A 13,264-nucleotide genomic window follows, 5' to 3' on the forward strand; every position below is an offset into this window, starting at 1 on the left:
GCGTCCGCCCTTTTGTCGGCTCGCGCGCCGATTTGATCCTGCAGCCGGAACAACCTCGCCGTCGCTGGCGTTCGACCTCGGAAGGAGAGTGCTCATGATTGCAGATCCCGACCAGAAGAAAAGCACCGAGACCTATTCGAGCGATCCCCCTTATGCGGACGAGGCGAGGCTGAAAGCCGCCGATCAGCAGCGTTGGTGGGTTTGGGCCGTTCTTGCGGCGGGCGCGGCAGTTCTCATCATTGCCGGCGTGAGCGTTGCAATCTGGCCCGATCCCAGCAACAATGATCCGACTGCAACGGCTTCGACCAAGCCGGATGCGATCAATACGCAGCCCTCCGGTCCCGGCGCCTTCAACAACGACCCGGCCTCCGGCCCTGCACGGCCGCCCGAAGCGACAGACCGGTCGCCAACGCCAAGCGGAAACGGCGGCGGACCGACGCAGGTGACGACGCCATCAGGAACCGAGAAGGTTCAATAGGGTTTTCAGGTTCAGGCCGAAAGTGTCAGGCCGATGCCCCAGGGATCTTTGAGGAAGACGCCGCCGTCGCGCTTCTCGCTGTTGAGCTCCAGCACGTCGAGCCTGGAAACCGCCGCGTCGAGCGTCGCCTTGTCGTTGAAACGGATCCGGTAGTCCGACAGCCCGGTCATATTGTCGGCGCGGGCAGTGGCGCCCTGGCTGTTCCAGATGTTGGCGGCGAGATGGTGGTGATAGCCGCCGGTGGCAAAAAAGCTTGCGCCGGGATAACGGGCCATCAGCTTGAGACCGAGCACGTCGCGGTAGAAGGCGTCCGCCTGCGGGATATTGCCGACCTGCAGGTGCAGATGGCCGATTGCCGTTCCCTCAGCCATGCCGCCCCAGCGATCCTCCGGTGCGCTGTTATAAAGAGCCTGCAGGTCTAGCCGCCGCGTCGCCATTTCGACCATACCATCCTCAAGGAATTTCCATCCCTCGTGTGGCCGATCGGCATAAATTTCGATGCCGTTGCCCTCGGGATCGGAAAGGTAGATCGCCTCGCTGACGAGATGGTCCGAGGCGCCGTCGAGCACAACGTTGTTTTGGGCGGCGTGGCGCAGCCAGCGCGCCAGTTCGGTGCGGTCGGGCATCAGGAAGGCTGTGTGGAAAAGGCCTGCGGCATTCCGTGGCGCGACTGCCGCGTCCTTTGCCGTGGTCAGCGTCAGCAGCGGATGGCCCCCGACACCCAGCACTTCGCCGCTCGTCGTCTTCTCGATGACCTTCAGGCCGAGCATCGACTGATAGAAGCCGGAAACGAGGCCGAGGTCGGTGACGACGAGATGCGACTGGTCGATATAGGCAGGCCGCGTCAGCGCATAGGATGTTTCTGTCGTCATCAATGGGTCTCCTGCCTCTGCAGTTCAAGGCGTACCGGCGGTGGCGGCAATCATGCCGCCCGTGGCAGATCCGAGGAAGTCTCGCCGGTTCATGCGCCTGGTCTCTTCGGTTGCCGTACTTGATCTCTATATGGCCTATCCCGATTGTTCACAGAAGGCTTGTTTTTGAGGATGAAGCGTTGAGCAGATGTTGACGATGACCTTCACCTGCTTGATCGGAGTCAATGCGCCCATATCTTCATCTGAGCAAGCTTATGCATCTCAGTCAGGAGGGAGCCATGTACAGGAAAATCATCGTGGCGATCGCGCTCGGCAGCCTCGACAGGGGAGAGAACATTCTCCGCAAGGCCGCCTCGCTGCTCGACGCGGGCGGCCAGATTGTCGCGCTCAACGTCGTCGAGGATGTGCCGACCTATGTCGCGATCGAACTGCCGGCCAACATGCTCGAGGACGCCATGAAGGATGGCCGCGACAAGCTGGAGGCGTTGGTCGCCGCAACCGGGGTCACGGCGACGATCGACATCCGCAACGGTCCGCCGGCCAAAGCCATCATCGCAGCCGCCGAAAGCCACGGCGCCGACCTCATCATCCTCGCCTCGCATATTCCGGACTTTTCCAACTACTTTATCGGCGCCACGGCCGACCGTGTCGTGCGGCACGCCAAGTGCTCCGTGCTGGTCGAGCGGCAGAAGATCTGAATCTGCGCCGCCGTCGAGGTCGCCTGTGTGGTCTGTCACGAAGATTTACCACGCGCACGATGCGCCGCAGTTGCGCCCCCGCCCGTTCGGTGCGACCATCGCAATCGGGTACGAAACGGGTTGGCGTGCATGGCCGAGTTCAACGGTATTCGCTGGGCTTATGACAGATATGAGCTGATCGCCGACGGCATCGTCCATGGCGTCGGTCTTGTGCTGGCGCTGATCGGCGCCACCGCTCTGATCTTCTACGCCACGGTCTGGAGCTCCCACGGCGCGCTCGCCGCCGCCTGGATCTATGGCGTCGGACTGGTGCTGACGCTTGCCATCTCCTTTTCTTACAATCTCTGGCCGGTCTCGCGCACCAAATGGTTCCTGCGCCGCTTCGATCATTCGGCGATCTTCATCCTGATCGCCGCCACCTATACGCCCTTTCTCGAACGCGGCGCCGACGATCCGCTGCTCTTCTTCATGCTGATGGTGATATGGCTATTCGCAGCTGTCGGCATCGTCCTGAAATGCGTGTTTCCAGGGCGCTATGACCGCCTCGCCATCCTGCTTTACCTAGCCATGGGTTGGAGCGGCGTGCTGGTGGCGGGGCCTGTCGCCGCGCGCATTCCCTCCGCTTCGATGCTGTTGATCGTTATCGGCGGCGTTATCTACTCGCTCGGCGTCATCTTCCATGTCTGGGAGAAACTACGTTTCCAGAACGCCATCTGGCACGGTTTCGTCGTCATCGCCGCGGCTGTGCATTATTCAGCCGTCTTCACCTGTTTCAGCCTGCCGATGCCAGCCTTCTGAGCTGCGGCCTGCCGAGCGCGTCCCGCGAGCCTTTCTCTGGCGTGTCAGCCGTTTACATCTTTTGATCAGCAGCGTATGCCAATCCGGCAGTCAATCCGAACCGGGTGATCATGACAGACGCCGTCCTTCTCCGCGACGCCACCGAAGCCGATCTTCCAGCCATCCGGGATATCTACAATCATGCCGTCGAGCACACGACGGCGATCTGGAACGAAACGTTCGTCGATCTCGAAAACCGACGGGAATGGCTGAGCGCGCGCAAGGGCCGCGGCTTTCCGGTCATCGTCGCCGAGATGGCGGGCAAGGTCGCGGGCTACGCCTCCTATGGCGACTGGCGCGCCTTCGAAGGCTATCGCCACACCGTCGAACATTCCGTCTATGTCGAAAAGGATCATCGCGGCGCCGGCATCGGCGAGGCCCTGATGCGCGAATTGATCGCGCGTGCGGCGGCCGCCAATATCCATGTGATGATCGCCGGCATCGAGGCTGATAACACAGCCTCGATCCGGCTGCACGAAAAGCTCGGCTTCCGCATTGCCGGCAGATTTTCCGAGGTCGGCACCAAGTTCGGCCGCTGGCTGGACCTCACCTGCATGGAGCTTCGCCTGCCCGGCGAGGCCGATTGAACTGCCTGCCCAAGGCCCACGGAGGGACGAGCGCTCGCTGGACGGAGTGAACCGGCAAATCATTGCCGGAGCGGTCACCATCTTTTTATTGTATTCTGAGCTGTGTAGAAAAGAGAGGCCGCCTGCTTCGCGAGAGGCGGCGTGATAAGCGTCATGGAGATCAACAATTCAATGGTAATGCATAGATTGCCGCTCGGCCTCCTTGCCTTCCTTCTTCTCGCCGCTGCTCCGATTTCCTCGCGTGCTGCCGATTGCGGCAGCACGGCCTCGCCGAAGCTCGACTGGCAGGAATGCACGAAGAAGAACCTGATGCTGCAGGGCAGTGATCTCCAAGGCGCCAATCTCTTCAGCACCGATTTCTCGCTGACCGATCTCAGCGGTTCGAATTTCAAATCCGCCAATCTGGAAAAGGCGAGCTTGGTGCGCGCCTCGCTTGAGGGGTCACATGCCGAAGGGGCCAACTTCGCCAAGATCGAGGCCTATCGCGCCAGCTTCGCCAATATTGTCGCGGACGCCGCGTCCTTTGCCGGGGCCGAGCTGCAGCGCGCCAATTTCGCGGGAGCCCGGCTTTCCGGCGCGAGCTTTGAAAAGGCCGAACTCGGCCGCGCCGATTTCGATAAGGCGGTACTGACGGGGGTGAAATTCTCCTTCGCCAATCTCTCCCGCGCCGATCTCTCCAGCGCCGTCTTCGAAGGCCCGGCGACGTTCGAGCGCGCCTTCATGTTCCTGACCCGCATCGAAGGCCTTGACCTCTCGGCTGCCGCCGGCCTCGAGCAGGCGCAGATCGACCTGGCCTGCGGCGATGCCTCGACCAAATTGCCGGCAGGCCTCTCTGCGCCTTCAAATTGGCCATGCCCTGCCGAGCACGAGTGAACTCGGGCTTTTGCATAGATTCCGTGCAGGTTGACGAAAGCTATGGCAGCAATGCCTGGCCGACGTGGAATGTGTCAGGTTCGAACTAGTGCAGCCTTAACTCGCCAATGACCCGACGCCATTCATTCGGTCCGATCAGCCGCTGATGGCTATAGCGGACGGAATGCAGCGGTCCGTCAAGGTTGGACTGCCAGAAATCGAGGAACTTGTGCATTTCCGGAAAGCCCGGGGCGAGATCGTAATCCTGCCAGACATAAGTCTGCAGAACGGATTCGAAATCCGGAAGGCGGTAGAGGATGTGGGCAGTGGTAAGGCCGTAACCGCTGAGCTGGCGCTCTAGATCCGATGAAAATTGCATGCTTCATCTCCATTTCAGACAACGAGAAGGTGGCGCATATCTTGGCGTCCATCAACGGGATTCTCAACGCAACGGCGGATTTTGTTGTTCCTTCTCAGGGTGTTAGCAGCCACTTCGGGTGAGTGCTAATTTTTTCTCTGCGCCCTCTTGAAATCGAAAAATCGCAAAACCAGATCAATGCGCGCAAAACGCTCGACAGAGGTTTGCACCCGCCCGGACTGGTCATCCGGTCCGGCCAGGGGAACAACATCGTTATTGTTTGTCCATTGGAGGAAAACATGTCGTTCCGACCGCTTCATGACCGCATTCTCGTCCGCCGCGTCGATTCCGAAGAAAAGACCAAGGGCGGCATCATCATTCCCGACACCGCCAAGGAAAAGCCGCAGGAAGGCGAGGTCATCGCCGTCGGTCCTGGTGCGCGCAGTGATGCCGGCCAGATCCAGGCGCTCGACGTCAAGGTCGGCGATCGCATCCTGTTCGGCAAGTGGTCAGGCACGGAGATCAAGATCAACGGCGAGGACCTGCTGATCATGAAGGAAAGCGACGTCATGGGTATTATCGAAGCCCAGGCGGCCAAAAAGATCGCCGCCTGAGGCGTTCGCCCCGCGTTAGTCAAAAAAGCTGCCTATTGAAGGAGTTAAAGAATGGCTGCGAAAGAAGTGAAATTCCATAGCGATGCCCGTGAACGCATGCTCCGTGGGGTCGATGTGCTGGCCAATGCCGTGAAGGTCACGCTTGGCCCGAAAGGCCGCAACGTCGTCATCGACAAATCCTTTGGCGCGCCGCGCATCACCAAGGACGGCGTCTCGGTCGCCAAGGAAATCGAGCTCGAAGACAAGTTCGAGAACATGGGTGCGCAGATGCTGCGCGAAGTGGCGTCGAAGACGAACGACCTCGCCGGCGACGGCACCACGACGGCGACGGTGCTCGCCCAGGCGATCGTCAAGGAGGGCGCCAAGGCGGTCGCCTCCGGCCTGAACCCGATGGACCTGAAGCGCGGCATCGACCTCGCCGTCGACGCTATCGTGGCGGAACTGAAGACCAACGCCCGCAAGATCTCCAACAATTCCGAAATTGCCCAGGTCGGCACGATCTCCGCCAATGGCGATGCCGAGATTGGCCGTTACCTCGCCGAAGCAATGGAAAAGGTCGGCAACGAGGGTGTGATCACAGTCGAGGAAGCCAAGACTGCCGAAACCGAACTCGAAGTCGTCGAAGGCATGCAGTTCGACCGGGGTTATCTCAGCCCCTACTTCGTCACCAATCAGGACAAGATGAGGGTCGAACTGGAGGATCCCTATATCCTCATTCATGAGAAGAAGCTGTCGAACCTGCAGTCGATGCTGCCGGTTCTCGAAGCCGTCGTTCAGTCGGGCAAGCCGCTCCTCATCATCGCTGAAGACGTCGAAGGCGAAGCGCTCGCAACGCTCGTCGTCAACAAGCTGCGCGGCGGCCTGAAGATAGCCGCCGTCAAGGCGCCTGGCTTCGGCGACCGCCGCAAGGCCATGCTGGAAGACATCGCCATCCTGACCGGCGGCACCGTCATCTCCGAAGATCTCGGCATCAAGCTCGAGAATGTGACGCTCAATATGCTCGGCCGGGCAAAGAAGGTGGCCATCGAAAAGGAAAACACCACCATCATCGACGGTGCCGGTTCGAAGGCGGAGCTCGACGGTCGTACCGCTCAGATCCGCGCGCAGATCGAGGAAACCACCTCCGACTATGACCGCGAGAAGCTGCAGGAACGCCTCGCCAAGCTCGCCGGCGGTGTTGCGGTCATCCGCGTCGGCGGCTCGACTGAGGTCGAGGTGAAGGAGAAAAAGGATCGCGTCGACGACGCGCTGCATGCAACCCGCGCAGCGGTCGAGGAGGGCATTCTGCCCGGCGGCGGCGTGGCGCTGCTGCGTGCAGTCAAGGCGCTCGACGCCGTCAAGACGGCAAATGACGACCAGCGGGTCGGCGTCGACATCGTCCGCCGCGCGATCGAAGCCCCGGTTCGCCAGATTGCCGAAAACGCCGGCGCCGAAGGCTCCATCATTGTCGGCAAGCTGCGCGAGAAGAGCGAATTCTCCTATGGCTGGAATGCCCAGAGCGGCGAATATGGCGATCTCTACGCGCAGGGCGTCATCGATCCGGCCAAGGTGGTGCGCACCGCACTTCAGGACGCCGCCTCCGTTGCCGGCCTGCTGGTGACGACAGAAGCGATGATCGCTGAGAAGCCCAAGAAGGAAGCTGCTCCGGCTATGCCCGCCGGCGCCGGCATGGACTTCTAACAGCAACCACTCGGCCCGCTCTGACATCGGGGCGGGCCTCACACTATCGAATGAACCAAGTTCCATCGGTCAACATCAATGGAGCGAGCTATGAGAAAGGAAAGCATCAGCAATTCCATGCAGCAGAGCGCCATGGCTGCCATCAGCGCGGCACATCTGCTTCATCCAGCGAAACATTTCAGTCACCCGCGTGACGTGCTTAACGCCGCCGACATCGGCAACGACGAGAAGCGGGCCATTCTCGCTTCATGGGCATCCGATATCTTCGCGATCGAATCCGTACCTGCCCTTCGCCTTTACCCCGGGACCGAAAAAGCTGTATCCTACGACGAGATCCTCGAAGCGCTGAAGGCTTTGGACAAAGGCGATCGACCATCCGGGAAACAAGATACGTCCGCTCCCTTGAGTGCCCACAGGACGCGTCGTCGAAGACCGTCGGTACGCCGGCTTCCCGGCCTTGGCTTGTGCAGCTACTGGAAAGGAGGACGGCGCCGACCGCTACTCGAAACCTGACCCTCCGTCCGGCCGCCGTGTGCCTCTAAAGGACGCGGGCATGATTTTGCCGACGACTGTTTGCTCAACTGAGGAGGTTTTGCCGATGAAGATCGCTCAGATTGCGCCGCTCGCCGAGAGCGTTCCGCCAAAGCTCTATGGGGGAACGGAGCGGATCGTTTCCTACCTTACCGAAGAACTCGTGGCACAGGGGCATGAGGTCACGCTTTTTGCCAGCGGCGATTCCGTCACCCGGGCGACACTCGTGTCATGTGCGGACGTCGCCTTGCGGCTGAACCCTGCGGTCAAGGAACATTTGCCGCATCAGGTCTTGATGCTGGAGGAGATCCGTCAGCGGGCGCATGAGTTCGACGTGCTGCATTTCCACATCGACCTGCTGCATTTCCCGCTGATCCGCGATTTCGCCGACCGCACTGTCACCACGCTGCACGGCCGGCTCGACCTGCCGGATCTCAAGCCGTTCTACGCGGCGTTCCCGGATATTCCGATGGTGTCGATCTCCAACGACCAGCGCCGTCCGATGCCGCCGGTCGACTGGCGCGGAACGGTCTATCATGGACTGCCGGCTGATCTGCTTCCCTTCACGCAAAACCCTGGAGGCAATTACCTGGCTTTTCTTGGTCGGATCTCTCCGGAAAAGCGCCCCGATCGCGCGATCCAGATCGCGGCAAAGGTCGGAATGCAGCTGAAGATCGCCGCCAAGATCGATAATGCCGACAAGGCCTATTGGGAAACCGTCATCGAGCCGATGATAAAGAGCAATCCGCATGTTGAATTCATCGGCGAGATCGATGAACGTGAGAAAGCTGCCTTCCTTGGAAATGCAGGCGCTCTGCTCTTCCCGATCGACTGGCCGGAGCCCTTCGGGCTGGTGATGATCGAAGCCATGGCCTGCGGCACGCCGGTCATCGCTTTCGGCTGTGGTTCGGTTCCCGAGGTCATTGACAATGGCATCTCGGGCATCCTGGTCGACAGCGTCACCGAGGCGGCCGAAAACGTCGAATGGGCGCTGCGCCTCGATCGGCACAAGGTACGGGCCGCGTTTGAAAAGCGCTTCACTGCACAACGAATGGCGTGCGACTATCTCGACATCTATCGCAACCTGCCGGGCGTTCGCATCAAAGCTGCGCCGATCCGCCGGTCGCGTAGTCAAGCGCCCGACCTGCAGGCTGTTGCCTGAGGCAAGGAGGAGGCATGTCGAACGTGTCTGCGGACAGCAACCCCGCCAAGGCATCGTCAGGCCTGACGGCGCCGGTCGCTCAGTTCTTCATTCCGGCCGCCGCATCGCTGCAGGAGCGCCGGCCGCGTACCTTGAAGCACGGCGATACTTTTGCCGTCTTCGATCATAATGGCGATGCTCTTTCCGGTCCCAGCAGTCCGGAAGGCCTTTTTCACCGGGACACCCGTCATCTCTCGCATCTTTACCTGACGATCAACGAACAGCGGCCCATGCTTCTGTCGTCGACGCTGCGGGATGACAATGCCACGCTGACCTGTGATCTTACTAATCCTGATCAGTTTGATGACAAGGGAAGGCTGGTTCTGGGCCATGACGTGATTCATCTGCGCAGATCACGCTTTCTCTGGAATGCCTGTTGTTATGAACGGCTGGCCGTGAGGAATTATGACGAGCGGCGGCAACATGTTCGCATTCAGATCTCTTTCGGGGCCGATTTCGCCGATCTTTTTGAAGTCCGCGGCACCGCAAGGGCAAGGCGAGGGCACCATCTTCCCGCCGTCGTGGAACAGGATTGGATCCTGCTTTCCTATATTGGCCTGGACGATCGCAAGCGGTCGACGCGCCTTTCCTTCATGCCTGAACCGGCCGAGATTCGTAGCGATCTCGTCACTTACGACCTCCATCTGGAGCCGCACGAGACCAAATCGCTCTTTATCCAGATCGGCTGCGACCATACCTCCGCCGATCGACTGAGCCGCCTTTCCTTCTTTCTTACCTTGCGGGATGCCCGCCGTGCGTTGCGCGCCTCCTCCTCGCGCGCAGCGTCGGTCACAACTTCCAACGAGATCTTCAACGAAGTCGCGCGGCGCAGCGCCTCTGACCTCTACATGCTGATCACCGACAAGCCGGAAGGCCCCTATCCTTATGCTGGCATTCCCTGGTTCAGCACCGTTTTCGGCCGCGATGCCCTGATCACGGCGCTTGAGACACTTTGGCTCGATCCGGAGATCGCCCGCGGGGTTCTGGGTCATCTTGCTGCCAATCAGGCGACGAACGTCGATCCTGCTTCAGACGCCGAGCCGGGCAAGATCCTGCACGAAGTGCGTTGCGGCGAAATGGCCGAACTCGGCGAGGTTCCTTTCCGGCGTTACTATGGCAGCATCGACTCGACGCCGCTCTTCGTGATGCTGGCCGGCGAGTATCTTAAACGAACCGGTGACCTTGCGACCATCGACCGTCTCCTGCCGAATCTCGAAGCGGCGTTGACATGGATCGACGAACATGGGGATCGCGATGGCGACGGCTTCGTCGAATACGGGCGGCTGACGGAAGAAGGCCTGATCAATCAGGCGTGGAAGGATAGCCACGATTCGGTCTTCCATGCCGATGGCACATTGGCCCGGGGCCCAATCGCGATCGCCGAAGTCCAAGCCTATGTCTACGGCGCTTGGCAAAGTGCTGCCGAAATCTTCCGGTGGAGGGGCAACCCGGAGCGCGCGGCGAGCTTTCTCGCGCGCGCGGAGGGACTGCGCCACGCCTTCGACATGAGCTTCTTCGATGAGGAACTCGGCACCTATGTGTTGGCTCTCGACGGGGATAAACGGCCTTGCCGGGTCCGATCCTCCAATGCCGGCCATGCTCTGTTCACCGGTATTGCTTATCCTGAACGGGTCGCACAGGTGACCCGCACCCTGATGAATGCTTCCTCCTTCTGTGGCTGGGGCATCCGGACCATTCCCTCGACCGAAGCACGTTACAATCCTATGAGCTACCACAATGGCTCGATCTGGCCACATGACAATGCCATGATCGCCAGTGGTCTTGCCCGCTATGGCTATCGCGCCGAAGCCGCGCGAATCTTCGAGGGGCTGTTTGCCGCTGCGACCTATATCGACCTGCGGCGGCTTCCCGAACTCCTCTGCGGCCTGCCACGTCAACGCGCACGCGGTCCTACCTCTTATCCGGTTGCCTGCTCGCCGCAAGCATGGGCGGCAGCAGCCCCTTTGTCGCTGCTGCAATCCTGCCTTGGCCTCGACTTCGATCCGAATAATTTGCAGATCAACTTCAGCGTGCCGCGGCTTCCTTCGTTTCTCGACGAGGTAATCTTGCGGCGTCTGCTGATCGGCAATTGCTCGGCTGACGTGGCCATCCGTCGGTCTCGACACCAGGTCGTGGTCGATGTCATCAATCGACAGGGCGATGTCAGCGTGCTCACCACGGCCTGATGAAGGACGGTGCAGGGAAGGCGGGTCAACCGCCTTTTCTAATCGGGTTCCTCTTCGTCCGACCTCAGCAGGTCAACAAGCGCAGCAACCCTGCCGGTCGGTAGATGCCGCCCTTCACCCACCAGGGCCTCGTCATTGTTGGCCCATGCAAACGCCTCGGCAAGCTCGGCTTGGGTTGCACCTGTCGCGATGATCTCGGCCACAAGCGTTTTGTCGGCGGGCCCAAGGACGGCGACGACGTCGTGTGAAGTCATTGTCATAACAATTGCTCCTCGCTCAAGCTCCAGAACATATGGTGGCGTCTTCAAAAAGATCAATTTTTCTCATCGAGAAATTCGATCCCCTTGAAACCGTAAGGCACTGAATTATATTAGTATTGTTGATCGCCCAATAGGGATCGACAGAAAGCCCAGGAGACGCCGGTCGCTCTTGGCGTCTCCTTGTGTCCATGTTGCTTGCAAGGAGGATATGGCTATGAGGACAAACCTCGATTTCTCTCCCCTGTTCCGGTCGAGCATCGGCTTCGAGCGAATGTTGAACGCGCTTGAGGCTGCAGGCCGCGCCGAGACAATCGACAACTGGCCGCCCTACGATATCGTCAAGACCGGCGAGAACGACTACCGCATTGCCATGGCAGTGGCGGGCTTCTCGCAGGACGAGCTGGCAATTACCCAAGAGCAGAACATGCTGATGGTATCAGGGCAGAAGGCAGACAGCGAAGATGCTCAATATCTGCATCGCGGCATTGCCGGACGCTCGTTCCAGCGTCGGTTCGAACTGGCCGATCATGTCAAGGTTGTCGACGCCGGTCTGGTCCACGGTCTGCTGACCATCGATCTCAAGCACGAAATTCCCGAAGAGATGAAGCCGCGCCAGATCGAGATCAAGGCCGACGGGGTGCTGCCCAAGGCCGAGACAAAGCAGATCGAAGGTGAGAAACAGGTGGCGGCCTAAGCGTTCCAATAGCAGGGAGCGGACGTGGCGCCAGACGTCGTCTGGCGCCCACCGGAATGCCGAAGAACCACCAGAAAGGAGTAAAGCCATGAGTGTTCGTGATTTGATTCCCTGGGGCCGCAACAACGGCAATCAGATGCCGAGTCTCCTTCGCGACGACGACCGCGATCCTTTCCTGTCGCTTCACCGCGAGGTCAACCGGCTGTTCGACGACGTTTTTCGCGGCTTTGGCCCCGGCCTGCCGTCACATCGCGGCGCCGGCGGCTTCGGTGCAGGCTGGCCGAGTGTCGAGATTTCGGACACTGAGAAGCAAATCAGGGTTACGGCCGAAGTACCCGGTCTTGAAGAAAAGGACATCGAGGTCTTTCTCAATGACGGCGTGCTCACGCTGAAGGGTGAGAAGCGTTCGGAAACGGAAGACAAGGAGAAGCAGTTTTCGGAGCGCTACTACGGCCGCTTCGAACGACGCATCCCGCTCGGCACCGAGGTCAAGGAAGACCAGGTCGACGCCACCTTCAAGAACGGCGTTCTGACTGTCACTCTGCCAAAGACCGAAAAGGCGCAGTCACAGGTCAAGCGCATCGCCATCAGAAGCTGACGAGCGCGGCGGCCGGCCACCTGGCCGGCCGCCGCTCATCCTTCGCCGATAGGGAGGGATAGATCCATGGAGACCGCAAGAGACACACATCGGAAAACCCCAATATCTGACACTATCTGCGCGTCGAACGATAACGAACGGAGCAAACTTTCGTTCGGACAATCACTGTTTCCCGAAAATGCCGTTGCCCGTATCTTCAAACCGTGCCGCTCCGTTGCGACGTCGGGCAAAGCGCGAACGAAGGGCTGGCGGCTCGTCTTCGAGCGCAGCAGCGCCCCATTCATCGAACCTTTGATGGGTTACACGGGTGATCGCGATGTGCTGACGCAGGTGGAACTCGAATTTCCCACGCTGCGATCCGCCATCCGGTACGCCGAGCGTCACGGTCTGACTTATGTCGTGCAACGGCCTGCTGCTGCTACGGCAAAGCGTATGACCGGCCGCCGAACCGAAAAAATGTCGCATGCTTTCGCTGACGCGACACTGGACCGGCTTGGCCTTGCCCCGCTGAGCGAGAGCTACGGGCAGGCCATGGACGGTGCGACAAGTCGAGGAGATTCTTCCGGTCCGGCGACGTGGTCGTCGCCGATGGACATCGTTGTTGATCCCTCCCTTTCGCTGCAAGCGAAGCGCTCGATCCTTATGAATTGGGCCTGGACGGAATATCTTCTCGACCAGGCAACAAACGAAGGCATGCCGGAGAACGACCGGTCGTCGCGTCTCCATGAGGTCGAGCAGGCGCTGCTTGCCCTCGAGCGGGATGTCGAGAGCGCACAAACACATCTTGTGGCCAATCGGGAAGCTGCATGAGGTGGGTC

General features: G+C 60.2%; 16 protein-coding genes. 13 read left to right on the forward strand and 3 right to left on the reverse strand.

The window, feature by feature from the left end; genetic code table 11:
- The first annotated feature begins 94 nt into the window (after positions 1-94).
- A complete protein-coding gene (locus NXC14_RS06465; RefSeq protein ID WP_085777464.1) occupies positions 95-478 on the forward strand; it encodes a hypothetical protein in 384 nt (127 codons plus the stop codon).
- Positions 479-489: 11 nt separating this feature from the next.
- Here NXC14_RS06465 and NXC14_RS06470 read toward each other — a convergent pair whose 3' ends face one another.
- Positions 490-1,350, reverse strand: coding sequence for a VOC family protein (locus NXC14_RS06470; protein ID WP_085777465.1), 861 nt, complete (start codon positions 1,348-1,350; stop codon positions 490-492).
- A gap of 278 nt (positions 1,351-1,628) precedes the next feature.
- Here NXC14_RS06470 and NXC14_RS06475 point away from each other — a divergent pair, with 278 nt between their 5' ends.
- From NXC14_RS06475 to NXC14_RS06490, 4 genes are all read left to right on the forward strand, one after another.
- Entirely contained in the window at positions 1,629-2,048 is a 420-nt protein-coding gene (locus tag NXC14_RS06475; protein ID WP_085777466.1) for a universal stress protein, read from the forward strand.
- A 129-nt stretch (positions 2,049-2,177) separates the two neighbouring features.
- Positions 2,178-2,846: a hemolysin III family protein gene (locus NXC14_RS06480; protein ID WP_085777467.1), complete on the forward strand. Its 669-nt coding sequence runs from the start codon at positions 2,178-2,180 to the stop codon at positions 2,844-2,846.
- A 110-nt stretch (positions 2,847-2,956) separates the two neighbouring features.
- Complete coding sequence (locus NXC14_RS06485; protein WP_085780010.1) at positions 2,957-3,472, forward strand: GNAT family N-acetyltransferase; 516 nt, start codon at positions 2,957-2,959, stop codon at positions 3,470-3,472.
- Positions 3,473-3,643: 171 nt separating this feature from the next.
- A complete protein-coding gene (locus NXC14_RS06490) occupies positions 3,644-4,345 on the forward strand; it encodes a pentapeptide repeat-containing protein (RefSeq protein ID WP_085780011.1) in 702 nt (233 codons plus the stop codon).
- Positions 4,346-4,430: 85 nt separating this feature from the next.
- Here the strand turns inward: NXC14_RS06490 and NXC14_RS06495 are convergent, their stop codons facing one another.
- Positions 4,431-4,703, reverse strand: coding sequence for an aspartate-semialdehyde dehydrogenase (locus NXC14_RS06495; protein WP_085777468.1), 273 nt, complete (start codon positions 4,701-4,703; stop codon positions 4,431-4,433).
- A 278-nt stretch (positions 4,704-4,981) separates the two neighbouring features.
- Here NXC14_RS06495 and groES point away from each other — a divergent pair, with 278 nt between their 5' ends.
- The 5 genes from groES (at position 4,982) to NXC14_RS06520 (ending at position 10,894) form a co-directional block, all read left to right on the forward strand.
- Positions 4,982-5,296: a co-chaperone GroES gene (gene groES, locus NXC14_RS06500; RefSeq protein ID WP_085777469.1), complete on the forward strand. Its 315-nt coding sequence runs from the start codon at positions 4,982-4,984 to the stop codon at positions 5,294-5,296.
- Positions 5,297-5,347: 51 nt separating this feature from the next.
- Positions 5,348-6,976, forward strand: coding sequence for a chaperonin GroEL (gene groL / locus NXC14_RS06505; RefSeq protein ID WP_085777470.1), 1,629 nt, complete (start codon positions 5,348-5,350; stop codon positions 6,974-6,976).
- 90 nt (positions 6,977-7,066) lie between these two features.
- A complete protein-coding gene (locus NXC14_RS06510; protein WP_085777471.1) occupies positions 7,067-7,489 on the forward strand; it encodes a hypothetical protein in 423 nt (140 codons plus the stop codon).
- Between the two features lie 85 nt (positions 7,490-7,574).
- Positions 7,575-8,669, forward strand: a complete 1,095-nt coding sequence (locus tag NXC14_RS06515; protein ID WP_085777472.1) for a glycosyltransferase family 4 protein — start codon at positions 7,575-7,577, stop codon at positions 8,667-8,669.
- Between the two features lie 14 nt (positions 8,670-8,683).
- A complete protein-coding gene (locus NXC14_RS06520) occupies positions 8,684-10,894 on the forward strand; it encodes an amylo-alpha-1,6-glucosidase (protein ID WP_085777473.1) in 2,211 nt (736 codons plus the stop codon).
- A gap of 38 nt (positions 10,895-10,932) precedes the next feature.
- Here the strand turns inward: NXC14_RS06520 and NXC14_RS06525 are convergent, their stop codons facing one another.
- On the reverse strand, positions 10,933-11,154 hold the full coding sequence (locus tag NXC14_RS06525; protein ID WP_085777474.1) for a hypothetical protein: 222 nt from the start codon (positions 11,152-11,154) through the stop codon (positions 10,933-10,935).
- A 214-nt stretch (positions 11,155-11,368) separates the two neighbouring features.
- On the opposite strand from NXC14_RS06525, the gene NXC14_RS06530 reads away from it, so the two are divergent.
- From NXC14_RS06530 to NXC14_RS06540, 3 genes are all read left to right on the forward strand, one after another.
- Positions 11,369-11,848 carry an Hsp20 family protein gene (locus tag NXC14_RS06530; protein WP_085777475.1) on the forward strand — a complete coding sequence of 160 codons (480 nt, stop codon included), beginning with the start codon at positions 11,369-11,371 and terminating at the stop codon, positions 11,846-11,848.
- Between the two features lie 88 nt (positions 11,849-11,936).
- Positions 11,937-12,446, forward strand: coding sequence for an Hsp20/alpha crystallin family protein (locus NXC14_RS06535; protein WP_085777476.1), 510 nt, complete (start codon positions 11,937-11,939; stop codon positions 12,444-12,446).
- A gap of 66 nt (positions 12,447-12,512) precedes the next feature.
- Complete coding sequence (locus tag NXC14_RS06540; protein ID WP_085777477.1) at positions 12,513-13,256, forward strand: NADH dehydrogenase ubiquinone Fe-S protein 4; 744 nt, start codon at positions 12,513-12,515, stop codon at positions 13,254-13,256.
- Positions 13,257-13,264: the final 8 nt, after the last annotated feature.

It is taken from the genome of Rhizobium sp. NXC14, from assembly GCF_002117485.1.
In the GTDB taxonomy this organism is placed as follows: domain Bacteria; phylum Pseudomonadota; class Alphaproteobacteria; order Rhizobiales; family Rhizobiaceae; genus Rhizobium.